This is a genomic window from Corallococcus sp. CA047B (genome assembly GCF_003612065.1).
Lineage (GTDB): Bacteria > Myxococcota > Myxococcia > Myxococcales > Myxococcaceae > Corallococcus > Corallococcus praedator.
Genome location: NZ_RAWD01000255.1, coordinates 1 through 14,633, shown reverse-complemented (window position 1 = coordinate 14,633; position 14,633 = coordinate 1). Strand labels below are relative to the sequence as shown.

12 protein-coding genes and 1 pseudogene are annotated in these 14,633 nt (G+C 69.0%); 5 read left to right on the top strand and 8 right to left on the bottom strand.

The genetic code is table 11. From position 1 onward, the window contains the following. Positions 1 to 391 (bottom strand): TIGR02266 family protein (locus D7X74_RS30605; protein WP_120536552.1); only part of this gene is annotated, 391 nt, incomplete at its 3' end. A gap of 159 nt (positions 392 to 550) precedes the next feature. On the opposite strand from D7X74_RS30605, the gene guaB reads away from it, so the two are divergent. Continuing rightward, entirely contained in the window at positions 551 to 2,008 is a 1,458-nt protein-coding gene (gene guaB, locus D7X74_RS30600; protein ID WP_120536550.1) for an IMP dehydrogenase, read from the top strand. 63 nt (positions 2,009 to 2,071) lie between these two features. On the opposite strand, the gene D7X74_RS30595 is transcribed toward guaB, so the two are convergent. Then, complete coding sequence (locus tag D7X74_RS30595) at positions 2,072 to 2,659, bottom strand: hypothetical protein (protein ID WP_199732929.1); 588 nt, start codon at positions 2,657 to 2,659, stop codon at positions 2,072 to 2,074. 127 nt (positions 2,660 to 2,786) lie between these two features. Here D7X74_RS30595 and guaA point away from each other — a divergent pair, with 127 nt between their 5' ends. Further along, complete coding sequence (gene guaA / locus D7X74_RS30590) at positions 2,787 to 4,346, top strand: glutamine-hydrolyzing GMP synthase (RefSeq protein WP_199741927.1); 1,560 nt, start codon at positions 2,787 to 2,789, stop codon at positions 4,344 to 4,346. A 67-nt stretch (positions 4,347 to 4,413) separates the two neighbouring features. Here the strand turns inward: guaA and D7X74_RS30585 are convergent, their stop codons facing one another. The 3 genes from D7X74_RS30585 to D7X74_RS30575 form a co-directional block, all read right to left on the bottom strand. Beyond that, on the bottom strand, positions 4,414 to 5,193 hold the full coding sequence (locus D7X74_RS30585) for a phytanoyl-CoA dioxygenase family protein (protein ID WP_120536548.1): 780 nt from the start codon (positions 5,191 to 5,193) through the stop codon (positions 4,414 to 4,416). A gap of 84 nt (positions 5,194 to 5,277) precedes the next feature. Further along, positions 5,278 to 7,371 carry a S46 family peptidase gene (locus D7X74_RS30580; RefSeq protein WP_120536547.1) on the bottom strand — a complete coding sequence of 698 codons (2,094 nt, stop codon included), beginning with the start codon at positions 7,369 to 7,371 and terminating at the stop codon, positions 5,278 to 5,280. Positions 7,372 to 7,632: 261 nt separating this feature from the next. Further along, positions 7,633 to 8,415, bottom strand: coding sequence for an AraC family transcriptional regulator (locus tag D7X74_RS30575; RefSeq protein ID WP_120536546.1), 783 nt, complete (start codon positions 8,413 to 8,415; stop codon positions 7,633 to 7,635). A gap of 112 nt (positions 8,416 to 8,527) precedes the next feature. Here D7X74_RS30575 and D7X74_RS30570 point away from each other — a divergent pair, with 112 nt between their 5' ends. Beyond that, the gene (locus D7X74_RS30570; protein WP_120536545.1) at positions 8,528 to 9,364 is read left to right on the top strand and encodes an MBL fold metallo-hydrolase; all 837 of its coding nucleotides are present in this window, start codon (positions 8,528 to 8,530) and stop codon (positions 9,362 to 9,364) included. A gap of 175 nt (positions 9,365 to 9,539) precedes the next feature. Then, positions 9,540 to 11,912, top strand: a complete 2,373-nt coding sequence (locus D7X74_RS30565; protein WP_120536544.1) for an Ig-like domain-containing protein — start codon at positions 9,540 to 9,542, stop codon at positions 11,910 to 11,912. A gap of 155 nt (positions 11,913 to 12,067) precedes the next feature. Here D7X74_RS30565 and D7X74_RS30560 read toward each other — a convergent pair whose 3' ends face one another. Genes D7X74_RS30560 through D7X74_RS30550 form a run of 3 tightly spaced genes read right to left on the bottom strand, consistent with a single transcriptional unit; the run spans position 12,068 to position 13,980 of the window. Next, the gene (locus tag D7X74_RS30560) at positions 12,068 to 12,469 is read right to left on the bottom strand and encodes an arsenate reductase ArsC (protein WP_120536543.1); all 402 of its coding nucleotides are present in this window, start codon (positions 12,467 to 12,469) and stop codon (positions 12,068 to 12,070) included. After that, on the bottom strand, positions 12,466 to 13,572 hold the full coding sequence (gene arsB / locus D7X74_RS30555) for an ACR3 family arsenite efflux transporter (RefSeq protein WP_120536542.1): 1,107 nt from the start codon (positions 13,570 to 13,572) through the stop codon (positions 12,466 to 12,468). The genes D7X74_RS30560 and arsB overlap by 4 nt, the downstream gene beginning before the upstream one ends. A 45-nt stretch (positions 13,573 to 13,617) precedes the next feature. After that, a complete protein-coding gene (locus D7X74_RS30550; RefSeq protein ID WP_120536541.1) occupies positions 13,618 to 13,980 on the bottom strand; it encodes a helix-turn-helix transcriptional regulator in 363 nt (120 codons plus the stop codon). Between the two features lie 418 nt (positions 13,981 to 14,398). Between D7X74_RS30550 and D7X74_RS30545 the strand changes: the two are divergent. Next, a pseudogene (locus D7X74_RS30545) lies at positions 14,399 to 14,633 on the top strand (kelch-like protein); the annotation flags it as partial.

Here is a 14,633-nt window from a genome sequence, read left to right as displayed (position 1 = left end):
CGGGGGTGGGGACGGTGTAGTCGGCCGGGCCCACGCCGTTGGGCACGGGCGGCAGGTCCGTCTGGGCGTGCGGGAGGATGGCGACGGTGGAATCCAGGAACCGGCGCGTCGTCGCGTCCGCCTCCCCGAACTTCAGCCCCATGCCGGAGATGCCCTGCCCGTGCTGCCCGGTGACGAAGTGGACCACGGCGGCGGCGTAGAGCAGCCGATCGCCGCCTGCCAGCCGGAGGTCCAGGGTGACGGCCGTGCCCGGAGGGCGAACGGCCTTGGCGCGCAAATAGATGCCGCCCCGGGTGATGTTGCCCCCGTATTTCGCGATGAACTCCTCGGGAGTGGCGAAGGGCAGCTTCACCACCAGCCCGACGGCCCCTCCTTGATTCAGATCCGCCAAGGCCCGGTCCCAAGTCCCATGTGTGTGTAGCCGCGAGTATCACCCGAAGTCCCTGGGCACGCGCGGCAAAAAACCTTCTTCGTTGCGCGCCTGCCGCGTTACTCGTATGGAACCGCACCCGCCGGGCGCTGGTGCCCCGCGGGGCCTCCGGGAGCCCCAATGTTGAACCCCGATATCCGGCTGGCCCTCACTTTCGACGACGTGCTCCTGCTGCCCGGTGAGAGCGCGGTCACGCCACGTGATGCCGACCTGACGACCCGCCTGACGCGCAACATCCGGCTCAACGTGCCGCTGCTTTCAGCAGCAATGGACACTGTAACGGAGGCGCGCACCGCCATCGCCATGGCCCAGGAGGGCGGCATCGGCGTCATCCACAAGAACATGACGCCCGAGCAGCAGGCCCTGGAGGTCCTCAAGGTCAAGAAGTTCGAGAGCGGCATGGTGGTGGACCCCGTCACCATCGAACCGAAGGCACCGCTCGCCCGCGCCCTGGAACTCATGAAGGTGCACGGCGTGTCCGGCGTGCCGGTGGTGCAGGGCAAGCGCCTGGTGGGCATCGTCACCAGCCGCGACGTGCGCTTCGAGAAGAACTTCACCCAGAAGGTCGAGGACGTGATGACGACGAAGCTCGTCACCGGCCGCGAGGGCATCTCCCAGGAGGAGGCCCAGAAGCTCCTCCACGAGCACCGCATCGAGAAGCTGCTCGTCGTGAACGAGGCCTATGAGCTCAAGGGCCTCATCACCATCAAGGACATCGAGAAGCGCCTCACCCACCCGTACGCGGCCAAGGACGGCAAGGGCCGCCTGCTGTGCGCCGCCGCCGTGGGCGTGTCCTCCGACCGCGAGGCCCGCATCGACGCGCTGGTGAAGGCGGGCGTGGACGTCATCGTCGTGGACACCGCGCACGGGCACTCGCTGGGCGTGATTGAGGGCGTGCGCGACACGCGCAAGAACTTCCACGGGTTCGATCTCATCGCCGGCAACGTCGCCACCGCGGAGGGCACGCGCGCCCTCATCCTGGCGGGCGTGGACGCGGTGAAGGTGGGCATCGGCCCGGGCTCCATCTGCACCACCCGCGTGGTGGCCGGCGTGGGCGTGCCCCAGGTGACGGCGGTGGATGACTGCGCCCGCGAGGCGGACAAGCACGGCATCCCCATCATCTCCGACGGCGGCATCAAGTACTCGGGCGACATCGTCAAGGCGCTCGCCGCGGGCGCCAGCTCCGTGATGATCGGCTCGCTGTTCGCCGGCACCGAGGAGTCCCCCGGCGACGTCATCCTGTACCAGGGCCGCAGCTACAAGAGCTACCGGGGCATGGGCAGCCTGGGCGCGATGAAGCAGGGCGCCAAGGACCGCTACTTCCAGTCCGACGTGGACGCCGTGAAGCTGGTGCCCGAAGGCATCGAGGGCCGCGTCCCGTACAAGGGCACCCTGTCCATGAACGTGCACCAGATGCTGGGCGGCATCCGCAGCGGCATGGGCTACGTGGGGTGCGCGAACATCGAGGAGCTGCGCACGAAGGCGATGTTCACGCGCATCACGTCCGCCGGGCTCAAGGAGAGCCACGTGCACGACGTCATCATCACCGAGGAAGCGCCGAACTACCGGATGGAGTAGGGCGCCTCGACTCGCGGCTCGCCGCCCCCCGGAAGGTCCTACCGGGGGTGCGGGTCCTGGAGACTACTTGCCGCCGCGACGCTTGCCGCCCGCCGCCGTGTCCTCCGCGGCGGCCGGCACCGTGGCGACGCGCTTCTCCGCCGCGCCCACGCGCTGCATGAGCTGCTCGCGGTCGTCCGGGTCCAGCGTCTCAATGGCCTTGCGCAGGGTGGCGAAGTCCAGGCGGGCGACCGTGACGGTGTTGCCGCCCTTGATCTCCTGCACGGTGGGCACGTCCACCAGCTCGCGCAGGTAGGTTTCGAACTCCACCCGCACGTCGGCCGTCTGCTGGATGCAGGTGTCCTTGGCGGAGACCAGCGCCTGGCTGCCCTCGCGGTAGCTCAGGTCCGGATTCCGGGCCATCGCGTCCTCGAAGGTGTGGGTGCGATCCTTGAGGGACGCGTAGAGCTGGACGTAGTCCACCAGCCGGTCCGACTCCGGGCGGTTGACGTTGCGCGCCTTGGTCAGGGGTTCGGTGGTGTCCTCACAGGTGACCTTGGACAGCTCGGCGATACCGGGAGTGTCCTTCACGGCGACGCTGCGGGTGTCTCGCTCCAGACGCTCGTCCGAGGAGATCTCCTTCACGCACCCCGCGGTGGATAGAAGAAGCATGGCTGCTGCACTGGAAGCGGTCAGGCGGCGCATCCGAACCTCGAACAATTGACGGCCTTTCAGCGTTGATTTCCCGAAGTTTGTAGCGATAAGGGCCCCCACCCGTCAACGACGCCCCCTGGGAGAAATGCCGGTGGACCTGCACTCCGAGAAGATCCTCATCCTTGATTTCGGGAGCCAGTACACCCAGCTCATCGCCCGCCGGGTGCGTGAACTGGGCGTGTACTGCGAGATCCACCGCCCCGATCTGCCCGCGGGCGACATCCGCCAGTACGCGCCCCGGGGCATCATCCTCTCCGGGGGGCCGGCGTCCGTGGAGGCCCCTGGCTCACCGCGTTGCGACCCCTACGTCTTCGAGGCGGGCGTCCCCGTGCTGGGCATCTGCTACGGCCTCCAGCTCACCGCCAAGCTGCTGGGCGGCCGCATCGACCGGGGGGCGCACCGGGAGTTCGGCAGCGCCTCCGTGGAGGTCCTCACGGCCCGGGGCCCGTTCGCGGAGTTCCATCCGGGCGACCAGGTGCAGGTCTGGATGAGCCACGGCGACCGGGTGGACGTGCTCCCGCCCGGCTTCGAGGCCATTGGCCGCAGCGGCAATTCGCCCTTCGCGGCGGCCGCCCACGCGACGAAGCCCTGGTACGGCCTCCAGTTCCACCCGGAGGTCGTCCACACCCCCCAGGGCAAGGCGATGCTGCGCGCCTTCCTCTTCAACGACTGCAAGGTGTCCGGCTCCTGGACGATGAAGGGCTTCATCGACGAGGCGGTGGAGACCATCCGCAAGCAGGTGGGCGAGGAGGGCCGGGTCATCTGCGGGCTCTCCGGCGGCGTGGACAGCTCCGTGGCGGCGCTGCTCTTGCACCGGGCCATCGGCCCCCGGCTCCAGTGCATCTTCGTGGACAACGGCGTGCTGCGGCAGAATGAGCGGGCGCAGGTGGAGGCGCTCTTCGTGGACCGCTTCCACGTGCCGCTGAAGACGGTGGATGCGCGCGAGCGCTTCCTGTCGAAGCTGGCCGGCGTCACGGATCCGGAGCAGAAGCGGAAGATCATCGGCCGGGAGTTCATCGCCGTGTTCGAGGAGGCCTCGCGCGACGTGCAGGACGCGGGCTTCCTGGCGCAGGGCACGCTGTACCCGGACGTCATCGAGTCCGTGTCCTGGAAGGGCCCCTCCGTCACCATCAAGAGCCACCACAACGTGGGCGGCCTGCCGGAGACGATGAAGCTCAAGCTGGTGGAGCCCCTGCGCGAGCTGTTCAAGGACGAGGTGCGCGCCCTGGGCCGCGAGTTGGGCCTGCCGGAGGAGATGGTCGGCCGTCAGCCGTTCCCGGGCCCGGGCCTGGCCATCCGCGTGCTGGGCGAGGTGAACGAGAAGCGCCTGGACCTGGTGCGCCGCGCGGACGCCATCGTGCAGGAGGAGATCCTCCAGGCCGGGCTGTACCGCGAGGTGTGGCAGGCGTTCGCGGTGCTGCTGCCGGTGCAGAGCGTGGGCGTGATGGGCGACGAGCGCACCTACGAGTCCACCTGTGTGCTGCGCGCCGTCACCAGCGTGGACGGCATGACGGCGGACTGGGCGCGGATCCCGTACCCCATCCTGGAGAAGATCTCCTCGCGCATCACCAACGAGGTGCGCGGCATCAACCGCGTCGTCTACGACATCTCCTCCAAGCCGCCCGCCACCATCGAGTGGGAGTGAGCTGAAGGCCGTGTGAAGCACGCGCGGCGACCCGGCGGACAGCGGGTCGCCGTTTCGCGTTTCGGCGCTACCCGATGGGGGCCAGGGCCTGACGGATGGCCGCTTCGACCGGTGACGTGTCGGCGGGACTCCGCGTCAGGCTGAGCGGCTCCCGGGGCAGCAATGGCGGCTGGGCCATGAAGCGCGGCCGGGTGCCGTGATGCGGTTGTGCTGAATGGACCAGGAAGGGGTGGCACAGGTAGACGGTGCCCGCCTCTCCTGTCGCCAGCGCCTGGGCCCGGTCATGGGACACCGCGAAGCCGTCCGCCGCGAGCGCCCTCAGCGTCTCGCCGGCCTCTCCGGCCGGGGCCAGCCTCCGGGCGATGTCGTGGTGCGAGCCCACCCGGATGCGTGTGGGGGCATCGTCCTCGCCGACATCCGAGAACAGGAACAGCATCAGCAGCGCCCGTCCCTTCGAGGTGACGTTGGTGCGCCACTCCAGGAAGTCCGGCTTCTCGTAATCAAAGCTCGCGTCGATGTGCCAGCCCGCGTCCCCGGGGTCCGCGGGCGATGGGAAGCGCACCGGGAACGTGCCCATGGCACCGCACGGTCGCCACCGGCCGGCGCCGACGAGCCGGTCGAACGCCGCGTGAAGGACGGGCGTGTTGGCGGCCTGGATGAAGGGCGGCTGCGAGTACATCCCCAGCCGGATGACCGGACGGGTCCAGGTCGAGGGCAGGGCAGGGTCACAGCCGGTGTCCCGCCAGAGGATGCCCCGCGCCTCGTCCGCGAGCTCACGGGGAAAGGCATGGTCGATCCTCACGAAGCCGTCCCGGATGAACTGTTCGACCCGCGCGTCGTCGAGCATGTGCGGCCCTCCTGTCCAAAAGAAAGAGGCTGCCCGGAGCGAACCGGGCAGCCTCTTTCTACGTCAAGCGACGGTGAAGTCTGACTACCCGGCCGGGTTGGCCTTCACGGGCGGGACCTTGGTGCTGCCCGGGCGCAGCTCTTCCAGGACGCGGTTGGCGCCGTAGATCTTCTGGAGCGCCTCGATGATGGCGTCCGAGTGGACGGCCACGGTGCGGTTCACCGACTCGTCGAAGCCGTACTCGCCACCCAGCGACTGGATGTTGCCGTCGAACACCAGGCCCACCACCTCGTGGTTCTGGTTGACGACGGGAGAGCCGGAGTTGCCACCGATGATGTCGTTGGTGGTGACGAAGTTCATCGGCGTGGAGGCGGTGACGACCTTCTCCGACTTCACCCACGACTTCGGCAGGGCGTAGGGGTCCTGGCCGGTGGCGTGCTCGAAGGTGCCGCCCATCTGGGTGAACGGCTCCACCTTCTCGCCGTTCTGCGTGTAGCCCTTCACCGAGCCGAAGGACACGCGCGGGGAGAACGTCGCGTCCGGGTACTGGCTGGTGCCGTAGATGTCGAACTTCGCCTTGGCGACCAGCTCGCTGTTCTTCTTGATGACGGACTCCACGTCCTCCTCGTACTTCTTGCGGATGGCGCGGGCGTCCGGATCCGCCAGCAGCGCCAGCTGGATCATCGGGTCCTTGGAGGCCTCCACGGCCTTCTTGCCACCGTCGAACAGCGCCTGACGCGCCTTCACGTCCGTCAGCTTGCTGCCCTTCACCACGCGGGTGGCGACCTGCTCCGGGGACTCCTTGCCCAGCACCTTCTTCACGAACGGGTGCTTGGCGCCCAGCTCCTCACGCAGCTTGGTGAGGCTGAACGTCAGGCGCGCGATCTCCAGCTCCGGGTAGATGGGCGCGGGGCTGAAGAGGTTCGCCTTGAGGGCGGGCTGGTTCGCGTCGTTGAACTCGCGCAGCCGCTGGCCGTTGTCCTTGGGCAGCTCCTCGCTGGCGCGCACCAGCGTCTTGGCGATGCTGAACAGGGAGGACGAGATGCCCTGGCCGTGCTCGATGTAGCTGAGGTCCTTGCGCAGGTTGCCCAGCTGCACCTCGGCCTTGGCGATCTCCTCCCAGGCGCCAGCGTACTTCTTCTTCAGCTCGGGGTTCGCGTCGACCTTCTTGCGCAGCTCCTGCTCCGCGGCGACCTTCGTCGCGAAGAACTTCTTGTCCAGCAGCGCCTCGTGGCGGCCCTTGGACGCCTTGAGCGCGTTCTCCACGCCGAAGAGCATGTTGCTGGAGATGCGCTTCTGCTCGGGGCCGCGCTTCTGGAACTCGGTGACCATGCCGCGCAGCTCGGACAGGTACATGAGCGACTTGGGCATGGACACGTCGCGGGTGTACTCCAGCTCCGCGATGGTCAGCGCGCGCGAGGTCTTGCCCGGGTTGCCGGCCACGAACGTCAGCTCGTTCTCCTTGGCGCCGCTCTTGGACCACTTGAAGTAGTCCGGCGTCTTCGCCGGCTGCTTGTCCTGGTAGACGCGCACGAACGTGACGTCCAGGTCGTAGCGGGGGAACTCGAAGTTGTCCGGGTCACCGCCGAAGAACGCGATGGCGTGCTCGGGGGCGAACACCAGGCGCACGTCCTGGAAACGGCGGTACTTGTAGAGGTTGTACTTGCCGCCCTGGTACAGCGTGACGACGTCACAGCGCACCTTGTCGTCGCCGGCGGAGCAGGCCTTCTCCACCTTGGCCATCTCCGACTTCAGCGTGTCCGAGTACTGCTTGCCCGTCAGCGACTGGGTCGCCTTGTTCAGCGTCTCCGTGACGTCGGTGATCTCAACGAGCTGGTTCACCTCCATCGCCGGGCACTGCTTCTCCTCGGTCTGCGACTTCGCGTAGAAGCCGTTGGCCAGGTAGTCCTGCTTCGCGGTGGACAGCTGCTCGATGCAGCCGCGCGCGCAGTGGTGGTTCGTCATCACCAGGCCGTCCGGCGACACGAAGCTCGCGGAGCAGCCACCGGCCAGACGCACCGCGCCCAGGCGAAGCTTCTCCAGCCACTGCTGGGACGGCTCGAAGCCGTACTTCTCCTTCACCTTGGCGTTGGGGAAGTTGTTGTACGTCCACATGCCTTCATCGGCGAGCGCCGGAGCGGCCCCCACGAGGGCGGCGATGACGACCAATCGCTTCATGAGTCGGGATCCTTTCGGGCCACTGGACGGGAGGGCCAGCAGCGGGGACGAGGGCGTTTGTGAGGGAAGGTCTGGCGACGGTCAAGCTGGGAAAACGCCCACGCATGACGCTCAACGCTCGAGCGCCTGAACGATTCCTGGGATGGCCTGCCGGGCATGCGGATTTCCCATCCGGCCCGTCGGAATTTCAGGTGGAGGAAAGAGATCGGTTCGCGCTGCGAATCCGACGCATCGCGTCCGATACGGGCGGGCAGGGTGGACCTAGACGGCCCGGGTGCGCACCCACGCGCCCGGCGTGGTGCCGGTGACGGCGCGGAAATCCGCGATGAGGTGGGCCTGGTCATAGTAGCCGACCCCGGTGGCGATGGCGCCCCAGTCCGGCCGGGCGCCCCGGGCGGTGGACGCCTGGAGGGCACGCTGGAAGCGCACCAGCCGGGCGAAGGCCTTCGGGCCCATGCCGAGCACGTCGTCGAAGGCACGGCGCAGGTTGCGCTCGCTCGCGCCCAGGGTGCGGGCCAGCTCCGACACCCGGGGGATTTCAACGGCTTCGGAGAGGAGCCGGATGCCGCGCCGCACGAGGTACGCGGCGGCGGGTTCGTACACGTCCTCGCGGTGGAGGCGGTCCACGAGGGCGGCCTCGAGCGTGCGCAGACGGGCCTGGGCCGTGGGGGCCTGCGCGAGCGAGGCCCGGAGCCGTTCGCCGTCGGACCGCCCCCAGAGCGTGTCGATGGACAGGGAGCGGTGGGCCAGCTCCGACATGGGCAGGCCGAAGAAGGGATAGGCGCCGCCGGGCTTGAACTGGAGGCCCAGCGTGTCGGGCGGCACCTCCGAGGCGGACTTGTGCTGCACGTGCTCCCGGGGGCCCAGGGCGTGCACGTCGCAGGTCCCGGACGTCACGCGGATCACCAGCTCCACGGTGCCGTCGGGCAGCCGGAGGTAGGCGTCCGTGGACGGGCCACGCCAGAGGACCCGAGCGCGCTGGATGAAGCGCGACAGGTCGCTTCGGAGCACCAGCGCGTTATCGGACGTCAAATCCGGGTCCATGGGGCCAGTCTGGGACGGCCGGGCCGGGGCTTCAACCCGGAGTGCCTGGAGGGGGCCCGCGGTGGCCGTTTCCTCCAATCGGGCGCGAGAGGCGGTCCGTAGGCTTCCGGGCATGCGAATCCACCATCTCAATTGCGGAACCCTGTGTCCCGCCAGCGCCCGGTTCGTCGTGGGCTCGGGCGGGCTGTTCGAGCGGGCACGGATGGTCTGCCATTGCCTGTTGATTGAATCGTCCCAGGGCCTGGTCCTGGTGGACACGGGCCTGGGGACCCGGGACCTGCAGGACGCGAAGGGGCGCCTGGGACAGCGGTTCCTGACCCGGAACGCGCCCCGGTTGGACCCGGCGGAGACGGCGCTGGCCCAGGTGGAGCGGCTGGGGTTCAAGCGCGAGGACGTGCGGCACATCGTGCCGACGCACCTGGACCTGGATCACGTCGGGGGGTTGGTGGACTTTCCGGAGGCCCAGGTCCACGTGTTCGGGGACGAGCACGCCGCCGCCATGGTGCCGCCGGGGCCCAAGGAGAAGTTCGGGTACAAGCCGGTCCAGTGGGCCCATGGGCCGAAGTGGAGCCGGTACGCGGTGGACGGCGAACGGTGGTTCGGGTTCGAGGCCGTGAGGGTGATTCCGGGCCTGGACGCGGAGGTCCTGCTGGTGCCGCTGGTGGGCCACACGGCGGGCCACTGCGGCGTCGCGGTGAAGGGTCCGGGAGGCTGGGTCCTGCACGCCGGGGACGCGTATTTCAACCACCGGGAGGTGGATCCGGTGGCGCCGCGGAGCCCGTGGGGGACGGCGCTGTTCCAGCGGCTGAAGTCCGTGGACAACGCCGCGCGGCTCGCGAACCAGGAGCGCCTGCGCGGGCTGGTGCGGACGCACGGGGCGGAGGTGACGGTGTTCTCGGCGCATTGCGCGGTGGAGTTCGACCGCCACGCGAAGGGCCCGGTGGCCTGAGAGCGGAAGCGAGAGGTCCGAAGACACCTCCTCGGTGCGGGGGCGACTCAGGAGCGCAGGCACGGGGACTACTCCTAGAGTCCTGCACTCCTCTCCTCGGTAGGGCCGTCCGTCCGCGTGGGCGCGGATCCGCGGAGGAAGAGGCCCTTCCAAGGCCCACGCTCCGGAGAAGCGCATGCGCAAAGAGAGTCGAAGCGGGCTGGCAGTGCTGGCCCTGGGCCTGGTGCTGGCGTTGGCCGGGTGTGGCGGCGCGCAAGGACAAGAGTCGCAGGAAGGCAGCACGCAAGCGATGGTGACGCTGTCGCAGGCGCTGAGTGCCAGCGATGTGGCCCGCGTGGAGCTCACCGTGAGCGGCGCGGGCATGACGACGCGAACGGACGCCCTGGTGAAGACGGGGGGCCAGTGGGGTGGGGTGCTGGGGCAACTCCCCGCGGGCACCGGGCGCACCTTCAGCGCGCAGGCCTTCGACGCCTCCAACACCGTGCGCTACGCGGGCCAGGTGACGCCCGTCACGATCCAGGCCGGGCAGACGGCGGCGGTGACGCTGCTCTTGCAGGAGGTGAATGCGCCTCCGCCCTTCGAGAATGCAGCGCCGCGCATCCTCTCGCTGGTGGCCAGCCCTGGCACCGTCGCCCCGGGCGGCCAGGTGGCCCTCCAGGCCACCGCGGATGACCCGAACGCAGGCGACACGCTGACGTACTCCTGGACGGCCAGCACGGGCAGCTTCAGCGCACCCTCCAGCCTCACCACCGCCTGGACGGCGCCGGCCTCCGCCGGACCCGTGGTGCTGACGCTCACGGTGACGGACTCCAAGGGCGCCAGCACCTCCCTCAGCGTCACGGTCACGGTGAGCACCGGCAACGGCAGCGCCGCCGTCAACGTCACCTTCAACACCTGGCCCCAGGTGATTGGCGTCACCGCGACGCCTTCCTCGGTGGCGGTCGGCCAGGCCACCGCGGTGACTGCTTCCGCGAACGACAACGATGGCGACGGCCTCGGCTCTCAGTGGACGACCTCATGCGCGGGCACGTGGACGAATGCCACCTCCGCCAGCGCCACCTTCACGCCCTCCACCCAGCCTTCGGGCGGCACCTGCGCCCTGACGGTGACGGTGCAGGACGGCCGCGGCGGCCAGGGGACGGGGACGCTCACCGTCCACGTGGGCCCGCCAACGACGGGGCGATTCTCGCCCGAGGTGGTGGAGACGTCCCAGTCGGCGGCCACGGTGCCGGCGGCCGGTGCCAGCGTCGTCTTCCGGGTGAAGGCGAAGGACGCCCAGGGCAGCGCGCTCTCCTTTACCTGGGCCACCAGCACCGGCACGCTGGGCACCGCCACCAGCGCAGCCACGACGAGCGAAGTCCTCTGGACGGCGCCTGCGTGCGTTCCGGCGGGAGCAACGCCCTCGGTGACGGCGAACGTCACCAACGCCCTCGGCCTCTCCGCCTCCTACGTCTTTTCCCTTCAGGCCGGGAGCGCGTGCGGCGCCCTCTCGCGCCAGCAGAAGCTGGCGGGCGGGTATTCCCATTCGCTCTCCTTGAAATCGGACGGCACCGTCTGGGCCTGGGGTTACAACAGCAACGGGGAGCTGGGCGACGGCACAACGACGAGCCGCTCCACGCCCGTGCAAGTACAGGGACTCGACGGAGTGGTCGCCGTCGCTACGGGTGACAACCACGCCGCAGCGGTGAAGTCGGACGGCACCCTCTGGGCCTGGGGCTACAACGGCTACGGCCAACTCGGTGACGGGACGACGACGAGACGTTCCACACCGGTGCAGGTGCCGGGCTTGACGGGCGTCGCGGCATTCGCCGCAGGCGGCCTCCACACCGTGGCGGTGAAGTCGGACGGCACCGTCTGGGCCTGGGGCTACAACGAATATGGCCAGGTGGGAAACGGGACGACGGCGAACCACCCCACGCCGGTACAGGTGCTGGGCCTCACCGGAATGCTCGCCGTCGCTGCGGGTGACGCCCACACCGTAGCGCTGAAGTCGGACGGCACCGTCTGGGCCTGGGGCTGGAACCGCGACGGCCAGCTGGGCGATGGGACGACGACGAGCCGCTCCACGCCGGTACAGGTACAGGGCCTCACCGGCGTGATTGCCCTCTCCGCTGGTCGCTACCACACCGTAGCGTTGAAGTCGGACGGTACCGTCTGGGCCTGGGGCCACAACGACTTCGGCCAGATGGGCGACGGGACGACGACGAGACGTTCCACGCCGGTGCAGGTGCAGGGCATTACCGGCGTGGTTGCCATCGCCGAAGCTTACTCCTTCAGCCTGGCGCTGAAGTCGGACGGCACCGTCTGGGCCTGGGGCGACAACGACGTCGGCCAGTTGGGCGACGGGACGACGACGAGCCGCTCCACACCGGTGCAAACGCAGAACCTCTCCGGGGTGGTCGCCCTGGCTGGCGGCGCAACCCACGGCCTGGCGCTGAAGTCAGACGGCACGGTCTGGGCCTGGGGGCACAACAGCTGGGGCCAGCTGGGCGACGGGACGACGGCGGGCCGCCTCTCACCCGTGCAGGTGTCGGGCCTGAGCCCCTGACGAGGCACTGGGCTCCCGCCTCTGGCGGGCGCCCAGCAGATATCGCAGACGTCCGCGGACGGGGCCCAGGGGCAGGTGAAGGGAAGGGAGGGCCTGGGCCGCCCCCGGGGCAGCAGGTGCTCTTCACCGGTTCGTGAAGAGCGCCGTGCTCGGCGCTACCGGGCCCAGCCCTCGCGCGTCAGCAGCTCCAGGACGCGGGTGCGGACCTCGTCGCGGATCTCCCTGACGCGCTCCAGGGGCTTGCCCTTGGGGTCCTCCAGCGGCCAGTCGCCACGCTTCAGCCCCGGCACAAAGGGGCACGCGTCCCCGCACCCCATGGTGATGAGCCACCGGGCGCCTTGCGCGAGTTCATCGGTGAGGAGCTGGGGCTGGGCGCTCGACAAGTCCACGCCGGCCTCCGCCATCACCGCCAGGACCTCGGGATGGACGCGCGTGCCCGGCTGAGTCCCCGCTGAGACGGCCCGTGCCTTGGAGGGCTCCACCAGGAGGTTGAAGAAGGCGGCCGCCATCTGCGAGCGGCCGGCGTTGTGGACGCAGGCGAAGATGACTGAATTCATCGTGGAGACTCCTCGAAGCGGCGGGGCAACACGGCTTCACGGGCTTCAGGGAAGAGGCGTCGTCGCAGCCACAGCGACAGGTAGACGAGGGCGATAAGGGCGGGCACCTCGATGAGCGGGCCCACCACGCCCGCCAGGGCCTCACCCGAGGACATGCCGAAGACGCCGACAGCGACGGCGATGGCCAGCTCGAAGTTGTTGCCGGCGGCCGTGAAGGACAGCGAGGCCGTCTCCTCGTAGCTGAAGCCCAGCTTGCGCGAGAGGAAGAAGGCGCTCGCGAACATGATGACGAAGTAGACGATGAGCGGCAGGGAGATGCGCACCACGTCCAGCGGGAGGCGCGTCAGCTTCTCCCCCTGCATCGCGAACATCAGCACGATTGTGTAGAGCAGACCGAGGAGCGCGGTGGGCCCGAGGCGCGGCAGGAAACGCTGCTCGTACCACGCGTCTCCCTTGAGCCGGGTGAGGACGATGCGCGTCAGCGCCCCAGCCACCAACGGCACGCCCAGGAAGATGAGCACGCTCTTGGCGATGCTCCACATGGAGACGTCGAACGCGGTGACATCCGCGCCGAGCCAGCTGGGGATGACGGTGAGGAAGAGCCAACCGAGCACCGAGTAGAAGAGAATCTGGAAGACGGAGTTGAGGGCCACCAGCACGGCGGCCACCTCGTTGCTTCCGCACGCGAGCATGTTCCAGATGAGGACCATGGCGATGCAGCGAGCCAGGCCGATGAGCACCAGGCCGTTGCGGTAGTGCGGCAGGTCCGGCAGGAAGAGCCACGCCAGCGCGAACATCAGCACCGGCCCCACGACCCAGTTGAGCACCAGGGACGTGGTGAAGAGCTTGCCGCGAGCGCGCAGGTGGCCCAGCTCGCCGTAGCGCACCTTCGCGAGCACCGGGTACATCATCCACAAGAGGCCGAGGGCGATGGGCAACGAGACGGTGTCCAGCTTCACCGTGTCCAGCCGCGCCCCCAGGTCCGGGAAGGCCCGACCCAGGCCGATGCCCAGGCCCATGGCGGCGAAGATCCACACCGGCAGGAACCGGTCGATGACGGAGAGCTTCTTGACGATGCTGTCAGAAGCAGCGGGGGAGGACATGGGAGAGGCCAGGGGCAAGGAAGAAGGAAGCGGCCTGCGCGGGCATTACTTGCAGGCGTCAGGGCCGCAGGACTTGAGGACGCGCGCCACCTCCCGCCGCAGGACGTCCCGCTTCGCGAACGCGTCCACGAGGGCGCGCACCTGGCTGCCGCACAGCTCGTCCAGCTGCGGGGCCAACCGGTAGTAGACCCAGCTGCCCTCGCGCCTGGCTTCGACAAGGCCCGCGGCCTTGAGGACGGAGAGGTGCCGGGAGGTGTTGGACTGCGGCAGGGAGAGGACGCTCTCCAGGTGGCAGACGCACAACTCCGAGTGCGAGAGGAGGGCGACGATGCGTAGACGCGTCTCGTCTCCCAGCGCTTTGAGGGCGCGACTCAGGGGGCGAACATCAAGTGGAGTGCTGGCTGGCATGACGACATGAGGATATGCGCATGTCCTGTTTCCATCAACCGAGTCCACCGCACCTGCACCTGCTGAGAACGTCATCGCCCTCGAATGCCGGGAGTGCGGCCAGCCTTTCGCCGTTCACCGGCGCTGCTTTCGAGGACAGGCCAGTTGACCGTTAACCGGACAATCCGCCCGCAGAAGTCTCGGAGAAGCGGCCCAGGGGCAGGAGGAGCAGTAGTGCAACTCCCCCCTTGGGTAGCCTTGGAGAGGCGGGGACGCGAGAGGTCCGAAGGCACTCCTCGGTGCGGGGGCGACTCAGGGGCGCGGGCACGGGAACTACTCCTAGAGTCCTGCGCCCCTCTCCACCGAAAAGCCATCCGTCCACGTGGGCGCGGATCCGCGGCGGGAGAGGGCTTTCAAGTCCCACGCTCCGGAGAAGCGCATGCGCAAAGAGAGTCGAAGCGGATTGGCAGTGCTGGCCCTGAGCCTGGTGCTGGCATTGGCTGGATGCGGTGGCGCGCAGCAGGAAGTGGCGGAGGGAAGCGCGCAGGCGGTGGTGACGATGCCGCAGGCGTTGAGCGCCAGCGATGTGGCCCGCGTGGAGCTCACCGTGAGCGGCGCGGACATGACGACGCGAACGGACGCCCTGGTGAAGACGGGGGGCCAGTGGGGTGGGG

Bases quoted from the DNA above. Each gene is read 5' to 3' on its own strand.
- D7X74_RS30550 (WP_120536541.1), bottom strand. From the start codon at position 13,980: ATGCCAGCCAGCACTCCACTTGATGTTCGCCCCCTGAGTCGCGCCCTC.
- guaB (WP_120536550.1), top strand. From the start codon at position 551: ATGTTGAACCCCGATATCCGGCTGGCCCTCACTTTCGACGACGTGCTC.
- guaA (WP_199741927.1), top strand. From the start codon at position 2,787: ATGCCGGTGGACCTGCACTCCGAGAAGATCCTCATCCTTGATTTCGGG.
- D7X74_RS30575 (WP_120536546.1), bottom strand. From the start codon at position 8,415: ATGGACCCGGATTTGACGTCCGATAACGCGCTGGTGCTCCGAAGCGAC.
- D7X74_RS30560 (WP_120536543.1), bottom strand. From the start codon at position 12,469: ATGAATTCAGTCATCTTCGCCTGCGTCCACAACGCCGGCCGCTCGCAG.
- D7X74_RS30585 (WP_120536548.1), bottom strand. From the start codon at position 5,193: ATGCTCGACGACGCGCGGGTCGAACAGTTCATCCGGGACGGCTTCGTG.
- D7X74_RS30580 (WP_120536547.1), bottom strand. From the start codon at position 7,371: ATGAAGCGATTGGTCGTCATCGCCGCCCTCGTGGGGGCCGCTCCGGCG.
- arsB (WP_120536542.1), bottom strand. From the start codon at position 13,572: ATGTCCTCCCCCGCTGCTTCTGACAGCATCGTCAAGAAGCTCTCCGTC.
- D7X74_RS30565 (WP_120536544.1), top strand. From the start codon at position 9,540: ATGCGCAAAGAGAGTCGAAGCGGGCTGGCAGTGCTGGCCCTGGGCCTG.
- D7X74_RS30595 (WP_199732929.1), bottom strand. From the start codon at position 2,659: ATGCTTCTTCTATCCACCGCGGGGTGCGTGAAGGAGATCTCCTCGGAC.
- D7X74_RS30570 (WP_120536545.1), top strand. From the start codon at position 8,528: ATGCGAATCCACCATCTCAATTGCGGAACCCTGTGTCCCGCCAGCGCC.